Genomic DNA, 20520 nt, shown 5'->3' with positions numbered 1-20520 from the left:
AACTCTTACTTATCTACATCATTAAGAATAAGTTTTCATTAATCATAGACTTATTTTGAGCAGATTTATTTTGATGCCATAATAAAATGCCTAAAAGTATTAAAATTAAGCTGACGATTAATAAGATTATTTTTGGCTGATTAAGTAGAAAATTAATTGAATTATTATTAGTAATATTTTGAGTTTTATTCAATTTAATTTCTCCTTTTGGCTGAGGTAAATTAGAGACTATTTCTTGTAAATATTGCCATGATAATTTTCCGTCATGATCATCAGGTTTTTTTTCTTCTAATTGACAGTGAAGTAGAGCAATTGTGATGTTATCATGACCATTTTTATTAATACCTATATCCATAATTTTTTTTGCCGCTTCTTCTATATTAATTTCTTGTTTAATGATCGGTAATATTTCTGATTTCCAATATTGTTCGACTCGATCATAATCAGATAATCCATCAGAACATAATAAAAATATACTATCTTCATCTAAAATAAATCGTCGAATATGGACTTTTAAACGACGGGAAGATTCCATCCCTAAAGCCTGTAATAATGCCCCTGTTTGAGGATTTCGGATTACTTCTCGATAAAAACCATGACCTAGTCGTACTTCTCTTGTAGCTAAATCATCATCTACTGTCACTTGATGACAACTGTCTTTTGTAATCCAATAAATACGAGAATCTCCTACATGAGCTAAATATATTTCGTGGGCGATCGCCATTGTAATGACAGTTGTCGTACCCATTCTTTCTTTATCTTTCCGTTTTTTCGTATTATTAATATTTGTGATTTTATCATTGGCTTTATAAATAGCATTATAAATTTTTTCTGCGTCAATTAAAGGTGTCCAATATTTATTTTGTAAAGTTTCTTTTAAGGTTTTTTTATAAGAATCTTCTAGTTCTTTTTGGATAATTTCGATAGCCATATTAGAAGCAATTTCTCCATCATCTTGCCCTCCTAAACCATCACAAACGATAGCTAAAGTTTCTAAACTTGATCTCGTACTTTTAAGTTTATTAACTTTAGGATAACAGCAATCTTCATTGTTATTTCTTTTTTTACCAGGATCACTAGCGGTAATTATTTGATATTTTCTTTGATAATAACTATTACCTAAAATATATAAAATTTGATCTAAAATAACTAAAATTTGATCAGTATTATCAAAAAGACTTTGCTGTAAAGATAAAATAATTTTTTCAAAAATATCTTGAATTAAAGGATTTAATTTTGGTAGCCAATCAAACCATAAATTTCCTAAATCGACTAAACTAGGACTACTATCTTCATCAATTTTTAACTCAATTAATTTAATAATTCCCCCTCCAACTCTAATATTATTGGGTAAAAATAAACTAGATAATACTTTTCGTTTTGCCAATGGTTTCCAAAGTTGTACCATTTGCCATAACCAATTTACCTGCCGTAAAGGTGAAGCATTTGAAAAACTCAATTCAATATCAGGAAATAAACTCGGATATAATAAATCGCCTTTCTCATCAAGAGGAATGCTTTCATATTCTAATAACCAAGCTGAGAATTCTTGGTCTATATAGCCGTAAACTTGAGGTATATGCAAACGATGGGAAAATAATTTTAGATAAGGTATAACTTCATCAGCAATATGTTCAGGTAAGATAGGAGCTATACTAGGTTTAGTATCTATGACAATATTTCGTTGACAAACAAAAAAGCGATTTTCGACTAATTCTCCGATAGGATAGTCTTTAGTTAACAATCCTCCAATACGTAAGTAACGTTTAACCAGAGGAGTCCGACAACGATGACAGAATGTATTTTCTAAAAGATTTGATGCTTTACATCTTTTATTGATACATCTAATTTCCGTGATCTTTGTTGTCATAATGGGAGGTTAACAATAGGGATTGAAAGTGACCTTAAATTCACTTAGAACAAAATCTATTTCAATCATAACTGTTATATTTGCATTTAAGATCAAAAAAATAAAAATCTTAGTCAACTGAAAGTTAGCTAATTTTTTATCCTGAATTTCTAACTATTTTATTCAAAAGCACCCCATTTAAAAATTGCAGCCCCCCAAGTCAAACCGGCACCAAAACCAGAAGTTACGATGGTGTCACCATTGCGAATTTTTCCATGACTAACAGCTTCATCTAAAGCGAGGGGAATAGAAGCGGCGGAAGTGTTACCATATTCGCTGAGATTACTAATGATTTTCCAACTAGGAATATTTAATCTTTCAGCGACGGCTTCAATAATTCTTTGATTTGCTTGATGTAAAATTAGCCAGTCTATTTGTTCTGTAGTTAAATCTGCTCTAAATAGTGCTTTTTCGATTACCTCTGGTACTTTATTAACGGCAAAACGATAAACTTCTCTACCGTTCATCGTGATTTTACCGAATCCACCTTGCACAATTTGTTTATTATGACCAATATTCTTTATCTCCCCTTGATAAGCTAGATTTAGGGCATTATTGAGCTTACCATTGCTACACATTTCAAAACCTAATAGGCGATCGCTAAATTCACTAGCTTGACAAACAACAGCCCCAGCCCCATCACCAAAAAGTACGCAAGTAGTGCGATCAGTCCAGTCCACCCAACGAGAAAGACAATCAGCACCGATGATGACAATATTTTCATAAACACCATTACGGATGAATTGACTAGCAGTAATCAAAGCAAAGACAAAACCAGAACAAGCGGCCGTTAAATCAAAGGCAACGGCTTTTGTCGCACCGATCATACTCTGTATTTGACTAGCACTACCAAATAAATCATCAGGGGTAGAAGTGGCAAGAATAATCATATCAATATCCGCAGGAGTCAACCCAGCGTTGAGAATAGCTTTTTGTGCGGCGAGAGAAGCTAAATCACTAAGAGAATTAACAGCAGAAATATGACGTTTTCTGATACCTGTACGGGTTTTTATCCAATCATCAGAAGTATCAACTATTTTACTCAAATCATGATTATCTAAAACTTGTGTAGCAGTTGCTGAACCACTACTGATAATAGTTACGCCTTTTTTTACCTGCTCCAATGATCTACTCCTTAAATAATTAGTAATTAGCCATTAGGAATCAATAATTAGGGAAAACTAGGAGACTCAGATCAAAAAATTCTAGCTCTTCCCTATTCTCTATTCCTTTTTTCACTATCAACTATTTACTATCAACTGTCAACGGTTACCTCTTTTTCCACTTGATACTGATCATTTTGTATTCTCTCGATCACATTATGACCAATAGCTTCTTTTGCAATGCGAATGGCGTTAAAAATAGAAGGTGCTTGGGAACTACCATGACTGACAATACAAATACCATTAACTCCAAGAAGTAACGCCCCTCCATGTTCAGCGTGATCAATTCTTTGCTTAATGCGTTTAAGGTTAGGTTTTAAAATCGCTGTGCCAATTTTACCTCTGATGCCGAAGGGTAATTCCTCTTTAATGATTTGTAACATAATTTCTCCCACTGCTTCCGCAAATTTTAAGAGAACATTTCCCACAAAACCATCACAAACAATTACATCGAAATCTCCCGACAAAACATCTCTACCTTCAGCATTGCCAAGAAAAGAAATTTTAGGATTATTCTCTAATAATTTATAGCTTTCCTTAGCTAATTCGTTACCCTTACTAGATTCTTCACCGATATTCACTAAACCTACTTTAGGATCTTCAACCTCTAAAACATATTTACTATAAATCGAACCCATGAGAGCGAATTGTTCTAAATACTTAGGTTTACAGTCAACATTTGCCCCCACATCTAGCACAATTACCGATTTATTGGCATACATCGTAGGAAAAACAGCCCCAATAGCGGGACGATCAATACCCTTAATCCTACCTAATCCTAGTAATGCTGCTGCCATTGCCGCCCCAGAATGACCTGCGGAGACTACCCCTTGAGCACGGTTTTCTTTTACTAAATTCATGGCTACATTGATGGAAGCGTTAGGTTTTCGGCGAACACCCACGAGAGCTTCTTCATCCATAGAGACAACACCATCAGCAGGTACAATTTCGATATTGTTGACAGTGTTACCATGTTTTTCTATTTGTGCCTGAATTGCATCAGGATCACCGACTAATAATATATCGACTTCGAGTTCTGCTGCGGCTCGGATTGCACCAGCAACAATCTCATCTGGGGCGTTATCTCCGCCCATTGCATCCACTGCTATTTTTGCGCGTGTCTGTGCCATTGCTCATTTTATTGGTTTAAAATCTCTCAAATTATACCATAACTGAGATGTTTGACTAAATTGAAAATTCCGTCAGGGTATCACCTCAGTTCGACAAAAAAAAGGTGAAGGCAAGACAGATGGACAAGTGGACAGGTGGATAACTGCAAAAATTACCAATAAGGGAATTAGAAATAATGATTACAATCAATTATCGCTTAAGTAGAATGTGAATTGTTGTTTGTTCATGAGGTACACTTTCAATAAAAAGAATACCTTGATAAATTTCAATGATTTTTTGCACAATAATTAAACCTAATCCACAACCATTTTGGGCATAAATATCTTTATGAAACTGCATAAATGCCGCTATATTTTCTCTTTCTTCTAATGTCATTCCTTGACCTTGATTTTGAATAAAAAGATTGAGATAATTATCATCATTAATATTTGTTCTAATTATAACTTCATCACCTTTATTAGAAAATTTAAAAGCATTTTCAACTAATTCTTCAACTATTTTCACAAAATCACTTTCAGACATATTAATATTAATGTCTTCTAACTCTAATTTTAAATCATTTTCTCTTTGAATTTTTCTGGCTTGTTTTTCAGCGATTGTCGATAAAATATTTTTAGTGTTACATTCATAGTTTTTCTCATGAATAGTCTGTAATTTTTCAGGATTATTGATTATTAATTCTAAATAAGTACAAAGTAAAAATTTTTCGCTCAAAGTTTTTAATCGTTGAGAAGATTCTACCAAAATCTTTGCTATTTCTTTAATTTCTTCGACCTTCATGGTATCTGCATATTCATGTAGCAAAGTTCCAGAAACAATTATTCCATTTAACGGTGTATATAATTCATGAGGTAATGTTTTTTGAATTTTAAAACTCAGTTTATCAAGTAAAGTTTGATTTTTGTTATTAATTTTAGCCTGTTTTTCTAAACGAGTTGTGATTCCTTTTAATAATTCTTCAGAAGTAAAAGGTTTAATTAAATAATCATCTGCACCTAAATTCATTCCTTTACGAAAATCTTGACTATTTGATTTAGCCGTTAAAAAAATAAAGGGTAGATTCCCATTATCATCATCTTTTCTGATTTCAGTTAATACTTGATAACCATCTAATTCTGGCATCATTATGTCACATAAAATTAAATCGGGGTTTTCTTTTTTTACTAAACTTAATCCTTCTTTTCCATCTTTGGCAATGATAGTTTGAAAATTTGATAAATCTAAAATTTGCTTGATATTTTTGGCAATATTACTTTCATCTTCTATGACTAGAATTTTAGGCATTGCAATTATCCCCATTTTTTTTATATTATCGACAGGTTTATATAATTATCTTGTTATTTATTTTTCTCTAACAAGATAAAACTTCAAAAAAGATTAAACACATTCTTTTTTTACCTATTTTTCTGATGATTTTTTAACGGTCAACATTTCAAATTTTACTTATTTTCTATAATATAATACATTTAGTTTATAACATTGAAAAACAATTGTTAAGAAATACTACATGAGAAAAAATTTCCCAATACTTGTGCATTTTTAAAATAATTTGATTGATTAACAAAAAAAATAATCCCCCTATCTCTGTGTCAGCTTGTCAACGAGAGTCAGTTGTCTCTTATTCTTATATTGAATTCAGCTTACATCCTATCTCCTACCTTCACCAAAAAACTTTTTCATCACATTCTAGTTAAGAATACTCATACTCGTATAAGCATTATCAATAAAACCTTTACCCCGTAAATAACCTGTATTTGCTCCCGGACATATATAGTTTAAATTCTCTTTTGAAAAGCGATGAGATAATAACTTTACATTACGTAATTGTCTTGGATGATGAAACGTTTTTTTTAATTTTAAGGCGGTAACTTGATTATTTCCAATAGGTAATAAATGTCTGCCTGAGAACAAAACTCCACCATTACCATCATAATATAAACAAGAAGATCCGGGAGAATAACCAGATGTCCATATCAGTTGACAATCATCATATATTTGATAATCTTGAACAAAAGTAATTGGGTTTTGATGAGGTAATAAATAACCCTCTTGTTCTTGAATAATTAAATCACAGTCAAGTTCTTTTTTTATTTGACTAATATGCTTACTAATACCATCACGATTAGTTAAAAATAAATATTTTACACCTCCTTTCTCAAGACAAAATTTTTGATTAAATTCATTCCATAATGGGCAATCAATTAAAATATTTCCTTTAGGATGAATCAGTAGATAAGAAGTACCTCCTAGGGTATCCCGATTAGGAGAAAAAGCAAAAATATTTTCTAAAATAAGTTTTGGAGATTTATAACGGGGATTAGTCTGGTTTGTCTGATGGTTATTTTTTTCTGTAGAATTAAGATTAGAGTTCATTTTAAAATTATTGATTATTTACTATCTTCTTTTTTTTCAAGATAATCCTAAAAATAGCTGACAGCGTTACTATTATAAATAAACATGGAATTAATTATTCTTTTTCTCTTGCTCAGTACCATTAGTTATATGGTAATTAAACGAAATATAGGCAAAATTACCACCACTCCCATTTGGTTATTATGGTTAGCCTTAATGAGTCCACCGTTAATTTGGGCAGGATGGTATATGATTAATCCGAATCAAAATTCCATGCCACCAATTCTCATCTTTATTCCTTTACTTCTTTCCCCTTTACTCTACATTTGGTTGATTGAAATAGGTAAAATACCACCAAAAAAAGAAGAATCGGATCATCAATCTCCATCTACGATGGAAAATTTAGAAAAATCACCTCCAGAATCTGAATCTGAAAATAAAGAAAAAAATAAGCCACCTCATCCTATCAACGCACAAGAAGAAAAAGCCTTAAGAGATTGCTTTCCTTGGGGAGTTTATTATCTACAAAAAATTGATTATTTACCTCAAGCAATTTTGTGTATGGGTAAATTAATGACAGCACCAGAAAAAGCTTATCCAATGGTTAAGAATAATTTAGAAAAAGTTTTTGAGGATCGTTTTTTAGTTATCTTTCAAGAAACATTACAAGGTCAACCTTTTTTTGCATTAGTACCAAATCCTTATTCTAATAAAGCTCAAGAAAAATTACCCCAAGAAAAATTAACTCGTCCGGGTATGGCTTTAGTATTATTATTATTAACCATTTTGACAACTACTATTATTGGTGCAGAAATTAGTGGTGTACAAGTTTCAGAATTAGAAACAAATCCATTCTTAATTTTGCAAGGATTACCCTATAGTTTATCTTTAATTGCTATTTTAGGTATTCATGAATTAAGTCATTATCTTTTCGCCGTTTACTATCAAATTCGTACAACTTTACCATATTTTATTCCTATTCCCTTCTTTTTAGGTACTTTTGGTGCTTTTATTTCCATTAAATCTCCTATGCCTAATCGTAAAGCAGTTTTTGATGTGGCGATCGCAGGCCCTATTGGTGGATTTTTAGTAACTATACCAGTATTAGTATGGGGTTTAGCCTATTCTAAAGTAGTACCAATGCCTGAACAGATAAATATGTTAAATTTTGAAGCATTAGATCCTCGCTTTTCTCTTTTGTTTGCTATTATTAGTAAAATTGCATTAGGTAGTAAATTAGTAGCAGATCAAGCCATTGGTTTACATCCAGCCGCCGTAGCAGGTTATATAGGTTTAATCATCACCGCTTTAAACTTAATGCCCGTAGGACAACTTGACGGGGGACATATGGTTCATGCTATGTTTGGACAAGGAAAAGCTCTAATCATCGGACAGATAACTCGAATTTTAGTCATAATGTTAGCTCTAGTACGGGGAGAATTTTTGTTATGGGCAATAATTTTAATATTTATGCCAGTGACAGATCAACCAGCTTTAAATGATGTTACAGAATTGGATAATGTTAGAGACTTTTTAGGATTACTAGCACTAATTTTGTTAATTACCATTTTATTACCGTTGCCACCTACCGTTGCACAGTGGTTAAATCTTTAGGTAATCAATAGGCAATTGATGATTTTTAAACAATAATTAATTTTAAGTTTCTTTTTTTAAAGATGTCTAATCAGCACTCTTGCAATAACAACTATGCACAAGATAAGCTAGTGGTAAAGACAGGCAATAGGCAATGGGCAAGATTTTTAGGTGTTTTCATTAGTTTGAAAAAATGCAAGTTAAATGCGTTTTAGCTTATGAGTTTTTTTATTTGTGACTAATTTAAAAGGAAGCAGATTAAATGGGTTTTATCTCAGGTAATCAGAGATTAATTGTTAATTGTTAATTGTTAATTGTTAATTATTAATGATTAATATCTGCAATTGTGAAATTAGCTTCAGAATTAAGATCAGATTTTAAGACAATAACTTCTAAAGAAGATCGAACTTTACTAGCTATTTCAACTGTTTTCACATCATAACTATCCATCGCAATTTTAGGATATAAACCAATAGCGATAATTGGTAAAATTAAACAAGCAGTAATAAAAATTTCACGAGGTTTAGCATCAAAAGAAAAACCCTCTAATTTTAAACTGGTTTCTTGTTTACCATAAAAAACGATTCTTAACATTGAAAGTAAATAAATAGGAGTTAAAATTAAACCAACTCCAGCTAAAAAGAGGATAACTACTTTAAAAGTTGAACTATAAGCATCACTTTGGGCAACTCCTAAGAAAATACTCAATTCACTGACAAAACCACTCATGCCGGGTAAAGCTAAAGAAGCCATAGAAACTGCTGTAAATAAAGCAAAGGTTTTTGGCATTATTTTTCCCATGCCTCCCATTTCATCCATCATTAGGGTATGAGTTCTTTCATAAGTAACTCCTGAAAGGAAGAATAAAGCGGCGGCTATTAAACCGTGAGACAACATCTGCAACATCGCACCGTTTAAACCTAAGTCAGTAAAGGAAGCGATACCAATTAAAACAAATCCCATATGGGAAATAGAAGAAGAAGCTAAACGACGTTTAAGGTTAGTTTGTCCAAAGGCAGTAAATGCACCATAAACTATATTAATTACCCCTAATGTAATCAATAAAGGAGCAAATTTGATATGAGCATCAGGTAAAAGCTCCATATTGAAGCGAATTAAACCATATCCCCCCATTTTTAACAAAACTCCGGCTAAAATCATCGATACAGGGGCTGAGGCTTCGCTATGGGCATCTGGCAGCCATGTATGGAATGGAAAAATAGGTAGTTTTACACCAAAAGCGATTAAGAATCCTACATAAGCTAATGTTTCTAAAGCTATAGGATAATTTTTCATGCCCAATTCAGCGATATTAAGGGTGAAGTTATCCCCATAAAATGCCATGGCTAAACCAGCAACGAGAATGAAAATAGAAGCTAAGGCGGTGTAAAGAATGAATTTTGTGGCGGCATAAAGGCGTTTTTTCCCACCCCAAATAGATATTAATAAATAAACGGGAACTAATTCTAATTCCCACATAATAAAAAATAAAAATAAATCTTGAGCTGCAAATACACCGATTTGAGCACTATATAAAACTAATAATAAGAAAAAATATAATTTAGATTTGTGTTTGACTTGCCATGAAGCAAGAATTGCAAGGGTAGAAATTAAACCTGATAAGATGATTAAGGGCATTGATAAACCATCAACTCCTAATGCCCAATTTAAACCAATTTGAGGTAACCAACTATAAGATTCCTGTAATTGAAAATCTTTAGTAGTAGTAGTATAATTTTGCCAGAAACCGTAAATTATTAAAGAAAAATTGATTAAAGCAACGCTAAGAGCATAGTTTCTGATATTTTTACCATATTTATCAGGAATAAGAGGAATCGCAAAGGCACTTATGAATGGAAAAAGAATAATTGCGGTAAGCCACGGAAATTCTGAACTAATCATGACTAATAGTAATTTATACTTAGTGAATCTCTTTCTTATTGTATTAAGTTTTGTATAGATTGCCAACTATAAGTTAAAAATTAAACATGAATAATTAAAGATAGAAATAATGCTACATAAAAATAAGTCAGTTTATTTTTGATTTTTTCCGCTTTTTTCATCCTCATGAGCAAACTTCTCTGGCTACTAATAATTATTTGTTGGCGATTTCTTGCCATTCCAATAAAACGGGATAAGGTATTTTGAGAGTCAGATATGTTTCCTTAACAGGTAGTGATACGGTGATAGATTTTTCTTCTGCTAATTGAGGTAATATTCCTACAAAATTATATTCTCCCTATTCCCGTTATTATCTACTAGGCGATTTCTGGCTTGATATAGCATTTGTCCTTGTCCTTCTGTTTGTTTGATAATATTCGCTAAACTGGGGTCAGCTACGGAAAAATTGATCGTTATGGTTAATAAAAACAGTATGATAATTTTTATTAGCTTATATCTTTTTAAAATCTTAAATAGCTTTATAGTTATATAATAATTCATACACTAGGAATTAGAGTCAAAAATTAGATTCAGAAATTAAATAAATATCGTTATAGTAAAAAAATAATCAAGTTAGCTTAAAATTTTAATTAGTTTGTTATACCGTTTAGTTATTAATCCTCATCAAAAACAAGATAATCTGATTAACCTTTTTTCAGAACAAGAACATTATTTACGTCGAGTAGTTAGACTCAATAATGAACAAAATTTTATCGCCTTAGATGGGAAAGGAAATTGTTGGTTGGTAAAATTGACAGATAGAGGAGGAGAAATTATTAATTATCTTCAAGAAAATCGGGAATTGAATTCTTCTGTGACTTTAATAGTTGCTTTACCAAAAGGGAATGGTTTTGAAGATATTATTCGTTGCACCACAGAATTAGGAGTCAATCAATTACAGCCCGTCATCAGTGAGCGCACTTTATTAAAACCCAAAGACAATAAATTGGAACGATGGCGTAAAATAGCGATAGAGTCGGCAGAACAATCAGAAAGACAAATAGTGCCTTATATTGCCCAACCAGTATCTATTTTTGAGGCTTTCAAGAAGATGAGTGACAGAAATATTCCAAAATATATCGGTGTTGCCCGTACAAATGCACCTCATTTACTTAATTTTTTGACAAGGGATTTATCTGATTATGCTTCGGAAATTGTGATTGCTACTGGATGTGAAGGAGGATGGACTCCTAATGAAGTTCAAATAGCTACTGACTGTAAATTTCAAGAAATTTCTTTAGGTAAAAGAATTTTAAGGGCTGTTACTGCACCGATTATGGCGATGTCTTTAATCGCTTCTGTTGGTGAAATAAGTAATAAATAAGAATTGAGAATTAAATACTAATAACAAAAAATAAATTTCAAAATATTGATTAATTATTAACCATTAGCGAAATAAAATTATTAAAATGTTTGAAGAAGTAAAACTAGCAATTGAGAACAAAAATTATAATCAAGCTAAAGAAATTTTAAATCAATTAGCTATGGATGATTATGATAATTTATGGATAAAATACTATTATTCATTAATTTTAGAAAGAGAAGGAAATTTCCAAGAAGCAGAAGCAAATTATCGTCAAATTATTAAAGATAGTATATATCCTGATCCAACTTTAATTAAAATAATTCGTGATAGTATTGAAAGAATAGTTGAAATTGAAAAACAAATAAAGCAAAAAAAAATTAATGATTTTAAAAATATTGAAAATGGTCAAGATTTAGCTGTATTAATTTTAGAGTCTGTTAGTTTAATTGAAAAAAAAATCTTAGCGCCTAAGTTATCTAAAATTATGAACATCGATAATTATACTGCTACTTTACAAATACCTACTCGTAGTTGGCGTTTATATAAAACTGGTCATTTAGGCGAACTTAATTATTGGCAAACAGAATTATCTCAAGTTAATATACCTTGTTTTTGTGAAACGATTAAGAACATTAATAAAATCGTAGTTTATCAAGTAAAATATATTATTCAAGATAGTGAACAAGTAACTATTTTAGTGGAAGATAAAGAGCAAAAAGAAAAAGAAATAACATTCAAATGGAATAATATCAATAATAAAGTACAGGGTTTAATTCCCATCTTTGAGTTAACTTTAAATTTTGATGCTAAAGGAAAACCATATCGAAAACAATCTATACTAGATTACGCACAGTTTTATGATTTACATTTATTATCAAATAATTTAATTTTAAGATTTACTGATAATTTTTATAAATTTGATCAAGGTTTAAAGATGATCAAAGAACAAAAAACTTCTAAAGAAAAATGGCAAATTTTAATTAATTTATTAACTAATAATATGCCTGAGCAAAAATTATGGTCCGATTTTAATTTATTTGGCGAAGGGGTGATACAATTTCCTGAAATGTTAAAACAAATTGAATCTCATATTAATCTTTTTCATCGAGAGAAAAATATCTGGGATGAGGCTTTTCAACTTTATAGTGGTTTAATTTTTTCTCAGTCTTTATTAAAGTTGAATTCTTATTAATAAAATATTTTTATTCCTATTCATCTTTATAAATTACTTATGATAAGATAATCTGTTAATCTAAATTTTTTTTACATTTTATGGATGGTTTAACCTTTTTTCAAAATAGTGCAGGAAAATGGCGATCGCAGCGTACAACTCATCATTTACCCTTTAGAAGAGCAGAAACAGGAGGATCTGAAATTAAAGTAGAGACATTAAACAAAAATGACCCTAAAATAGTCGAAATTTGTCAAATGCACTCCTTTGAACCAGAATTATCTGTTGGTGGTTCTTATGTAACGTGGGATGGTGCTATGCAATGGGATAAGGAAAATGAAGATCACAAAGGTGAGACAGTTTTTGCCTTAATTCCTGCCACTGATAATCCTCGACAAGGTAAATTATTAAGAGAAAGAGGTTATGCTGAAATAGTACCCGTTGCTGGAGAATATTACTTAGATCATGATGATGCTCTAGTTTTAACTACAGAGTATGAGACCATGACAATTCATGAAAGATTTTGGTTTGTCACCGATGATATTAGGATGAGAACTAGCACTGTAAAACGTTTTGGTGGCTTTAATACGGCAACTTTTTGTATCGAAGTAAGAGAAACTCCGAAAAATCAAAATTCGATACACAATCAGGAAAAAACTTTTCTTGATACTCCTGCTATTACGGGATGGTAAAACTTAACTTAGATCTTGTTCTAATAATAAAAAATAAACGGCAAAGGGCAAAAGAGAAATATTAGTAACGAATTACTTTTGAGGGTTTTATCATAACCTAATCAACTCATTTTCTCTAGCCCAAAGCCTGATACTAAAAACTATTATTAAGGGAAGTGATCACCTTTTCTTGTAAATCATCAGGAATAGGTAAATAACCTAAAGTACTTGCATTTTGGTCTCCTTCGATTAAACTCCATTGTACAAAATTTTTAATAACTTCTATTTTATTAGGATCATTATAGTTTGCATATAGAAGCAACCACGTTAAACCGACAATAGGATAAGCATCAGTAATGTCTGTATCTGGTATCACCAAAGCAAAATCGTCAGGGACATTAGTATTAGCAAATGCTTTAGAAGCACTTTCAGGAGAAGGCTTAATAAAGTTACCTGCTTTATTTTCAATGGTGGCTGTTTTTAAATTTTTGGTTTTAGCGTAAGAATACTCAATATAGCCAATAGCACCATCAGTTTGTTGAATTTGCGTACTTACTCCCTCATTTCCATCAGCCCCAATGCCCGAAGGCCACTCAACCTTTTTTCCTGCTCCTGCTTTCCAATCATTACAGACTTTTTCGATATGACTTGTAAAGATAAAAGTAGTTCCACTACCATCAGAACGATGAACAAAAATTACGGGAAGATCTGGTAATCTTAAATCAGGATTATCCGCCATAATTTGGGGATCATTCCATTTCGTAATATTGCCAGTAACAATACCACAATAACTATCCCTAGAAAGACGAATATCCTCTAATCCTTCATAATTTGAGAGATTATAAGCAAAAACAACTAATCCTCCTGTCATGGGAATTTGTAAAGCCTTACCCCTATTTTTAGGCATTTTTTGCTTTTCTTCTTCATTTAAAGGTGCATCACTAGCACCAAAATCTACATTTTCACTTAAGAAATTTTTAACCCCTGCACCGCTACCGACGGAATCATAAGCAATTTTAATATTTTGTTTATCTTTTTCTTCGCTATATTTCTGTATCCATAGCTGATATAATGGAGCAGGAAATGTAGCTCCAGCACCTTTAATCATGACTGTTTGATTGGGATCAATACTAGGTGCACTGACGGACGAATTAGATTTACTTTCACAACCAGTTAATACTCCGGTAAAAAGAACTGCACCAAATAAACTAGAAGCTAAATTTTTAGATACCTTAACCATAAATCCCTAAATATGTCCATGAATAACTATTTCTAAAACAACAATATCTTAGGTAGTTTAAATTCAGGTAAAGGAAAACAAATTAGTAAATTAAGAGTTGTTTAATCGTTGAATTTATGATAATATTTTTGGGCTTACAAATGTTTTATTAAAAGTTTTTTTTACATTCAACTACTCTTAATTATTCTTTTGCTGAATGCTTGTAAATAGTGTGAAATTACTTCGTTTTGTCAATGTTGGTGTGTGTGTTTTTGTCTTAACCAGTTGTAGTAATTATCCTCGATTATTAAGTTTTTCTTTTTCTGATAATAATAAAAGTTTTAATAGTCGTTCATCAGAATTAAATCCTTCTATTTCAGGTCAGTATATTACATTTGTTTCTGATCGTAATAGCTCTCAAGATGTTTTTTTATTTGATGCAAAAAATAGACGTTTAATTGATTTGCCCGGTTTAAATTCTATAGAAGAAATTGCTTCTAGCCCTTCTATATCAGAGGATGGACGTTATTTATTATTTATTGCTTTAGTGCAAGGAAAATCAAGTTTATTTTTATATGATCGTACAACTCAGCAAAAACGTCCTTTAATTACTCAGCTCAAAAATGAAATTAGAAATGCCATGATTAGCAGTAACGGTGAAAGAATAACTTTTGAAATAGCTAATAATGGTCAATGGGATATTGTAGTGACTGATATAAAAGGAAACGTATTGAATATTCCTACTAATTTGTTGCAGTAAATAATTTACTGGCGAAAACTGGTAAATCGGAAGACTCGGAAGACAGGAGAGGCGAAGACTTTCCGCCTAATTGATAGTTGATAACATAATATTTTATATCATTAACAATAATTTATACAATATTGGGAGTCAATTTTTTTCTTTAACCATTGTGAGTTATATTGAAAAAATGGAAGAATTTAATCGTTTCCTAAAATGTATTAGGAAGTAGTGAAAGCCAACTAAATCGATGAATAAAATTAATATTCGTGGTGTTAATCATTATTATGAATTTACAAAAAGTGAATCTTACGACTCATCTAAACCAATATTGGTTTTTATTCATGGATGGTTATTAAGTGGTCAATATTGGACACCATTAATTGATCAACTCAAGCATCAATATTCTTGTTTAGTTTATGATTTAAGAGGATTTGGCGCTTCTCAGATTTTATCTTCATCAACGGAAGAAAGTGATGAAAAGAATCAACTATTATCAAAAAATAAATCTTTTAGTTTACATAGTTATGCGGAAGATTTAAAAGAATTATTAACTCAATTAAATATTCAAAATGCTTGGCTTATTGGTCATTCTTTGGGTGGTAGTATTGCTTTATGGGGAGCTGATATTTGCAGTGATATTGTCGAAGGAGTGATTTGTGTCAATGCTGGGGGAGGAATTTATCTTCAAGAAGAATTTGAGCGTTTTCGCAAAGCAGGAGAAAACTTAGTTAAATTTCGTCCTCAATGGTTGTTGAAGATACCATTTTTTGATTTTATTTTTGCTATAATGATGGTCAAAAAACCTTTAAAACTTCGGTGGGGTAAACAAAGACTCAAAGATTTTTTATTCGCTGATGAAAAAGCGGCTATTGGTTCATTATTAGAATCTACCACTGAAGATGAAGTTCATTATTTACCGCAAATAGTAGCTCGTTTAAATCAACCCGTATATTTTATCGCTGGAAAACAAGATCAAATTATGGAAACTCAATATGTTAAACATTTAGCTAGTTTTCATACTCTTTTTCAACATCATCAACAAAATGTGTATGAAATTAATGATTGTGGACATTTTGCCATGTTAGAACAAACAAAATTGGTCGCTGAATATACTTTTAATATTATTCAATCTAATAAGATCAAGATTAATCCAAATAAAATGCTACGATAGATCAATAAGTTCAAAATTTTAGAATCAATTCTCCCTAAGAAATAACCATGCCCATCCAAAGTTTATCTTCATGGCTTTTAATATTTTTGATGTTTCCAATAATGTTTATGTACTCAAATCTTAAAAATTATTTCAGTTCGATAGAAAAAAAATAATGAAGACAAGACAGAAGGACGAGTAGAAAAGTGGACAAGGAGAAAAAATCTCAGTCTTTGTATATTTTTGAGAAAGTTTTATTAATTTATGAAAAACACAATCTACGTGTCAATGAGAGTCAGTCACCGCTTATTTTTAGCTCGAACTTAGATAAAAATTAGTTACCATAGACATTTTTATTTACCTTGATTTTGAAAAAAAAACTCGCCTTAAGAAGTTTTACCATTACAATTATTCTAAAAATTATTTTGATCTTTAGCAGTGTAAGGAGAAGTATATGTTAGACCGCAAAATTTATCAGATGTATAAAGAAGGTTGTGATGTCTCTATTTTCCTGCGAGATCAACAACGTTGGATTGAAGACGCTCAAGTCATTGCCATCGAGGGCGATGTAGTTACTATTCGTTATGAAATGGAAGAAGACTATGAGAATAGCTCTTGGGAAGAATTTGTTCGTCTTGAAAGCATTGGTGCTATTAGTCGGAAATTAGCTTCTGTGCCTCGTGGTTATAGTGAAATACTTGTGTCAGATGATTGTCCTGAAGCCGAGCAAATTTATCCTCGTCACCAAGAAGAATAATTAATAAGTAATAAGTAATCACAAGAGAAAAAAGAGGACAATAAAAATTCCTCATCTCTAATCCTCAATCTCTCAATTCTCAACTTTTATATAAATGTCATTAAATAATTTCTTAGTGTGTGAAGGGGATTTACCTGAAAATATTTTTAATCAGTATCTCCAAGCAGAATGTTTAGCTATGGATACTGAAACTATGGGTTTAGTACCACAGCGCGATCGCCTTTGTTTAGTACAAATATGTGATCCTCAAGGTTTTGTTACCGCCATTCGTATTACGAAAGGGCAAACTTCTGCTCCTAATTTGACTAGATTATTAGAATCTTCTAAAATTACGAAAATTTTTCATTACGCTCGATTTGATGTTTGTCAATTCAAATATACTTTTAATGTGGAAACAGCATCTATTTTTTGTACGAAAATAGCTAGTAAAATTGCACGTACTTATACTCAAAGTCATGGTTTAAAAAGCCTTGTACAAGAATTAGAAGGGGTAGAATTAGATAAAAAGGCTCAAAGTTCAGATTGGGGTAATGTTAATAGTTTATCAGCTGAACAACTAAGTTATGCGGCTAATGATGTTCGTTATTTAATTCCTGTAAGACAAAAGCTAATTACAATGTTGCAAAGAGAAGATCGTTGGGAGTTAACGAAAAGATGTTTTGAAGCCATTTCTTTATTTGTAGATTTAGATTTGATGTATTATAACAATGTGTTTGAACATCAAACGTAGTTAAAAATTAACAATTAAGTAAATGAGTATCATTAATTGTGGATTTTATCTTTCTTAAACCTTTGGCAACAATGGGTAACAAGGGGTTTAAACCCCTTGGCTTAGACTACTTATACACAATTAATTTTGCCTAAGTATTTAACAATTTATAATTGAGATTTGAGATTAAACACGGATGTGATCAGATGATAAAAAAGATTGGAAAAAATCTTTATAACGATTGCCTTCTAAATCGATGATAAATAAATTATTACGACAACGAGTAATAGCCGTATAAATTAATTCATCAGTTATAAAACAGTTTTTTTCTGAGTCTTTTTCAATAAGTAAAAATAAAGTATCGATTTCCCAACCTTTAAAGCTGTGTATGGTAGAAAATTTAGTATTTCCTGTATTCATCCAAAAATGTCTTTTTTTATTTTTTCTGATAGTTTCTAAAGTATTTCTAAATCTATTTCTAGTGAGATTTTTTTCGGCTAAATTTTGATAGATTTCTTGAGTTTCAAATATTCTAGTTGTTTTTAATTTTTGAGTATTTCTAAAATAATAGTCTATTTTTCTTAAACATCCTATTCGTGAACTTTGAATAGAAATATCATTAGGGTGAATAGCATATTTTTCTACTTTTTCTTTAATTAAATTAGTGATTTTTTCTGAAGAAAATGAAGTCATAGAAATATATTCTATATTTTGTGAAAAAGAAAATATATTATGTTCGCTAATTTCCACCTTTTCTATTTCATATTTATCAGTAAAAAATTCTTGCTGAAAATTACTAGCTAAATTAGCAATATTAGAGGATAAACGAAAAGATTGTTTTAATAAATTCCATGCACCACCTATTCCAGTATAAGGTTTTTTATCTACTTCCATTTTTCGTTCATAAACATTTTGTTTTTCATCTCCAAAAACTACATATTCTCCATTATCTTCTAAATAACATTTTTTAATTATTTCTACCCATTCTTTTTTATAATCCTGAATTTCATCAATAAAAATGACAGAATATTGCTTAATTTTTCTTGTATTGTTAAGAAATAAATCAAGATTGCTATAATAATTAGTCTCAAAATATAGAGAACGGGATTCACTATTCCAATCATCAAAATCATCAGGAATATCTATTTTTATTTCTAAATTATTTAATTCTTGAGTGATAAAATCGTGATAATTTATAATATGAAAACTACTCCAATTAAAATCTTCCTTTATCTCACTAATTCGATCATGAATATAATTTATTAAAGTTATATTATATGTGAGTATCAGAATTTTTGGTTGATAAATATTATCTTCATTTTCTATTCTTTTTAAAGCATTTACTGCTCTTTTTGCTAACACACAAGTTTTTCCCGAACCAGCTACACCTTTAGCTTTTTGTTGCCCTATTTTACTGATGATTAACTCTTGTTGTTTACTGGTATAATTTAACTCTTTCCCTTCTTCTTTTGTGTGATAAGGAGGTTGTAAATGACGTTTAAAACTTTTATATAATTGCTCATCAAAATATTTTGATTTTTTATTCAAATAATTTTTATCTAAAATCTTATTAAAATTCTCCTTTTTTAAAGAATCATTTCCTAATATTATTTGATGACTTAAAAAGTTAAGATAACTTTGATCCTGTTGAAAATGACCAGTTAAAAAGTGATTAATTTTTGCTTCTGTTTCACAATGGAAATAAACCGCACAAGTGACAATTGCCCAATGATGAGATTGTTTAATATTTTTTTCTAATAAATTCTCAATATGCAAATCATAAAGATTTTGTTTATAAACTAAAACTTGATCTATTGGTGATTTAATACTATACCAATTTTCACCATTTTGAGTAACTTCCCATTGCTTTTTTTGATTAATTCTATAATTTTCTAAATGCCAGTCTTTTACTTCAATAATCATTACTCCCGAATATTCTCTCATTAATATAATATCAGGGCGATCGCCATTTAAAAAAGGCTGAAAATAGATTTCATAAGAATCATCTAAATTATTGATCAAAAAATTGATTAAATGAGATTCTCCATCAGTGGGTTTTTGACGAAGATTAGGAAATTGCTCTAAAGAAGGAAATACTTTTGCCATACTTTAACTCACAATAAATATTGGGACTTACATTTTACTATCCTATGTAAAAATCTGAAATATTCTTAAGTACTTCGGCAAAATTAATTGTGTATAAGTAGCCAAGGGGTTTAAACCCATTATTACCAAAAGCTTAGAAAAAATAAAATCCACAAATAATTATACTCACTTACTTAACCTTGTTCATTGTCTTAAAGTATTATAAAATACGAAATTATTAATAATTTATTAGGAGATTTTCTTTATGACCGGATTGATTGCTTACGTAGGATTTATTGGTGGATTTTCCGTGATTGCTTTAAGCTTATATTATGGTTTCCGTGCTATTAAATTTCTTTAATTTTGAAGATTATTTTTTTGTATGTAAATGGTTGATGAATTTATTGTCAGCCATTTTAATTCTTTTATATTACAAAATAGGCGGATCACTATTATCATATGTACTCTATTGTGTCAAAATAATTATGATTTGTCAAGGGTAATATTGAAAAATTTGAAAAGAAAAGTTAACAAATAATTTTTGATTTTTTAACAACGTCATTATCTGGTGGATAATATATTAATTAAAATATTATGCAACCTAAAAACTAATTAAAATCA

At 30.5% G+C, this 20520-nt stretch carries 19 protein-coding genes; 9 read left to right on the top strand and 10 right to left on the bottom strand.

The features are described from left to right. Window positions 1-13: 13 nt before the first annotated feature. The 5 genes from GM3708_RS04765 to GM3708_RS04745 all read right to left on the bottom strand — a co-directional run bounded on the left by GM3708_RS04765 (window position 14) and on the right by GM3708_RS04745 (window position 6576). Entirely contained in the window at window positions 14-1870 is a 1857-nt protein-coding gene (locus GM3708_RS04765; RefSeq protein ID WP_066344544.1) for a PP2C family serine/threonine-protein phosphatase, read from the bottom strand. A gap of 158 nt (window positions 1871-2028) precedes the next feature. Next, window positions 2029-3033 (bottom strand): beta-ketoacyl-ACP synthase III, encoded by a 1005-nt coding sequence (locus tag GM3708_RS04760; RefSeq protein WP_066344543.1) that lies wholly within the window; start codon window positions 3031-3033, stop codon window positions 2029-2031. Window positions 3034-3164: 131 nt separating this feature from the next. Beyond that, the gene (plsX, locus tag GM3708_RS04755) at window positions 3165-4202 is read right to left on the bottom strand and encodes a phosphate acyltransferase PlsX (protein WP_066344541.1); all 1038 of its coding nucleotides are present in this window, start codon (window positions 4200-4202) and stop codon (window positions 3165-3167) included. A gap of 190 nt (window positions 4203-4392) precedes the next feature. Then, window positions 4393-5487 (bottom strand): response regulator, encoded by a 1095-nt coding sequence (locus tag GM3708_RS04750; RefSeq protein WP_066349337.1) that lies wholly within the window; start codon window positions 5485-5487, stop codon window positions 4393-4395. A 402-nt stretch (window positions 5488-5889) separates the two neighbouring features. Further along, entirely contained in the window at window positions 5890-6576 is a 687-nt protein-coding gene (locus tag GM3708_RS04745) for an MBL fold metallo-hydrolase (RefSeq protein ID WP_066344540.1), read from the bottom strand. 84 nt (window positions 6577-6660) lie between these two features. On the opposite strand from GM3708_RS04745, the gene GM3708_RS04740 reads away from it, so the two are divergent. Then, a complete protein-coding gene (locus tag GM3708_RS04740) occupies window positions 6661-8169 on the top strand; it encodes a site-2 protease family protein (protein WP_066344538.1) in 1509 nt (502 codons plus the stop codon). 303 nt (window positions 8170-8472) lie between these two features. Here GM3708_RS04740 and GM3708_RS04735 read toward each other — a convergent pair whose 3' ends face one another. The 3 genes from GM3708_RS04735 to GM3708_RS19755 all read right to left on the bottom strand — a co-directional run bounded on the left by GM3708_RS04735 (window position 8473) and on the right by GM3708_RS19755 (window position 10336). Next, window positions 8473-10050 (bottom strand): NAD(P)H-quinone oxidoreductase subunit 4, encoded by a 1578-nt coding sequence (locus GM3708_RS04735; protein ID WP_066344537.1) that lies wholly within the window; start codon window positions 10048-10050, stop codon window positions 8473-8475. An 80-nt stretch (window positions 10051-10130) separates the two neighbouring features. Continuing rightward, complete coding sequence (locus tag GM3708_RS18655) at window positions 10131-10268, bottom strand: hypothetical protein (RefSeq protein ID WP_158505849.1); 138 nt, start codon at window positions 10266-10268, stop codon at window positions 10131-10133. Continuing rightward, window positions 10244-10336: a hypothetical protein gene (locus GM3708_RS19755; RefSeq protein ID WP_396229665.1), complete on the bottom strand. Its 93-nt coding sequence runs from the start codon at window positions 10334-10336 to the stop codon at window positions 10244-10246. The genes GM3708_RS18655 and GM3708_RS19755 overlap by 25 nt, the downstream gene beginning before the upstream one ends. A gap of 348 nt (window positions 10337-10684) precedes the next feature. On the opposite strand from GM3708_RS19755, the gene GM3708_RS04725 reads away from it, so the two are divergent. The 3 genes from GM3708_RS04725 (at window position 10685) to GM3708_RS04715 (ending at window position 13258) form a co-directional block, all read left to right on the top strand. After that, a complete protein-coding gene (locus GM3708_RS04725) occupies window positions 10685-11413 on the top strand; it encodes a 16S rRNA (uracil(1498)-N(3))-methyltransferase (protein ID WP_066344534.1) in 729 nt (242 codons plus the stop codon). A gap of 85 nt (window positions 11414-11498) precedes the next feature. Further along, window positions 11499-12587, top strand: a complete 1089-nt coding sequence (locus tag GM3708_RS04720; protein WP_066344533.1) for a tetratricopeptide repeat protein — start codon at window positions 11499-11501, stop codon at window positions 12585-12587. An 80-nt stretch (window positions 12588-12667) separates the two neighbouring features. Next, window positions 12668-13258: a phycobiliprotein lyase gene (locus GM3708_RS04715; protein ID WP_066344532.1), complete on the top strand. Its 591-nt coding sequence runs from the start codon at window positions 12668-12670 to the stop codon at window positions 13256-13258. Window positions 13259-13391: 133 nt separating this feature from the next. Here the strand turns inward: GM3708_RS04715 and pstS are convergent, their stop codons facing one another. Further along, the gene (pstS, locus tag GM3708_RS04710) at window positions 13392-14477 is read right to left on the bottom strand and encodes a phosphate ABC transporter substrate-binding protein PstS (RefSeq protein WP_066344530.1); all 1086 of its coding nucleotides are present in this window, start codon (window positions 14475-14477) and stop codon (window positions 13392-13394) included. Window positions 14478-14673: 196 nt separating this feature from the next. Between pstS and GM3708_RS04705 the strand changes: the two genes are divergently transcribed. The 4 genes from GM3708_RS04705 to GM3708_RS04690 all read left to right on the top strand — a co-directional run bounded on the left by GM3708_RS04705 (window position 14674) and on the right by GM3708_RS04690 (window position 17835). After that, the gene (locus GM3708_RS04705) at window positions 14674-15216 is read left to right on the top strand and encodes a PD40 domain-containing protein (RefSeq protein WP_066344527.1); all 543 of its coding nucleotides are present in this window, start codon (window positions 14674-14676) and stop codon (window positions 15214-15216) included. A gap of 229 nt (window positions 15217-15445) precedes the next feature. Then, window positions 15446-16369 (top strand): alpha/beta fold hydrolase, encoded by a 924-nt coding sequence (locus GM3708_RS04700; RefSeq protein WP_066344526.1) that lies wholly within the window; start codon window positions 15446-15448, stop codon window positions 16367-16369. A gap of 433 nt (window positions 16370-16802) precedes the next feature. Beyond that, window positions 16803-17105: a DUF6679 family protein gene (locus GM3708_RS04695; protein WP_066344524.1), complete on the top strand. Its 303-nt coding sequence runs from the start codon at window positions 16803-16805 to the stop codon at window positions 17103-17105. A gap of 94 nt (window positions 17106-17199) precedes the next feature. After that, window positions 17200-17835, top strand: a complete 636-nt coding sequence (locus tag GM3708_RS04690) for a ribonuclease H-like domain-containing protein (RefSeq protein ID WP_066344523.1) — start codon at window positions 17200-17202, stop codon at window positions 17833-17835. 165 nt (window positions 17836-18000) lie between these two features. Here GM3708_RS04690 and GM3708_RS04685 read toward each other — a convergent pair whose 3' ends face one another. After that, on the bottom strand, window positions 18001-19920 hold the full coding sequence (locus GM3708_RS04685; RefSeq protein WP_066344521.1) for an NERD domain-containing protein: 1920 nt from the start codon (window positions 19918-19920) through the stop codon (window positions 18001-18003). 244 nt (window positions 19921-20164) lie between these two features. Between GM3708_RS04685 and GM3708_RS17810 the strand changes: the two genes are divergently transcribed. Then, the gene (locus tag GM3708_RS17810) at window positions 20165-20260 is read left to right on the top strand and encodes a cytochrome b6-f complex subunit PetL (protein ID WP_071827582.1); all 96 of its coding nucleotides are present in this window, start codon (window positions 20165-20167) and stop codon (window positions 20258-20260) included. Window positions 20261-20520 lie beyond the last annotated feature (260 nt).

It is taken from the genome of Geminocystis sp. NIES-3708 (assembly GCF_001548095.1).
Taxonomy (GTDB): domain Bacteria; phylum Cyanobacteriota; class Cyanobacteriia; order Cyanobacteriales; family Cyanobacteriaceae; genus Geminocystis.
Note: the sequence above shows the minus strand (reverse complement) of the source record. Positions and strands in the feature narration are given on the sequence as shown.

Coding starts and splice junctions, on each gene's coding strand:
- GM3708_RS04685 (WP_066344521.1), bottom strand. CDS start 19,920: ATGGCAAAAGTATTTCCTTCTTTAGAGCAATTTCCTAATCTTCGTCAA.
- GM3708_RS18655 (WP_158505849.1), bottom strand. CDS start 10,268: ATGGCAAGAAATCGCCAACAAATAATTATTAGTAGCCAGAGAAGTTTG.
- GM3708_RS04690 (WP_066344523.1), top strand. CDS start 17,200: ATGTCATTAAATAATTTCTTAGTGTGTGAAGGGGATTTACCTGAAAAT.
- GM3708_RS04720 (WP_066344533.1), top strand. CDS start 11,499: ATGTTTGAAGAAGTAAAACTAGCAATTGAGAACAAAAATTATAATCAA.
- GM3708_RS04745 (WP_066344540.1), bottom strand. CDS start 6,576: ATGAACTCTAATCTTAATTCTACAGAAAAAAATAACCATCAGACAAAC.
- GM3708_RS04735 (WP_066344537.1), bottom strand. CDS start 10,050: ATGATTAGTTCAGAATTTCCGTGGCTTACCGCAATTATTCTTTTTCCA.
- GM3708_RS04765 (WP_066344544.1), bottom strand. CDS start 1,870: ATGACAACAAAGATCACGGAAATTAGATGTATCAATAAAAGATGTAAA.
- GM3708_RS17810 (WP_071827582.1), top strand. CDS start 20,165: ATGACCGGATTGATTGCTTACGTAGGATTTATTGGTGGATTTTCCGTG.
- GM3708_RS04700 (WP_066344526.1), top strand. CDS start 15,446: ATGAATAAAATTAATATTCGTGGTGTTAATCATTATTATGAATTTACA.
- plsX (WP_066344541.1), bottom strand. CDS start 4,202: ATGGCACAGACACGCGCAAAAATAGCAGTGGATGCAATGGGCGGAGAT.
- pstS (WP_066344530.1), bottom strand. CDS start 14,477: ATGGTTAAGGTATCTAAAAATTTAGCTTCTAGTTTATTTGGTGCAGTT.
- GM3708_RS04750 (WP_066349337.1), bottom strand. CDS start 5,487: ATGCCTAAAATTCTAGTCATAGAAGATGAAAGTAATATTGCCAAAAAT.
- GM3708_RS04740 (WP_066344538.1), top strand. CDS start 6,661: ATGGAATTAATTATTCTTTTTCTCTTGCTCAGTACCATTAGTTATATG.
- GM3708_RS04695 (WP_066344524.1), top strand. CDS start 16,803: ATGTTAGACCGCAAAATTTATCAGATGTATAAAGAAGGTTGTGATGTC.
- GM3708_RS04715 (WP_066344532.1), top strand. CDS start 12,668: ATGGATGGTTTAACCTTTTTTCAAAATAGTGCAGGAAAATGGCGATCG.
- GM3708_RS04705 (WP_066344527.1), top strand. CDS start 14,674: ATGCTTGTAAATAGTGTGAAATTACTTCGTTTTGTCAATGTTGGTGTG.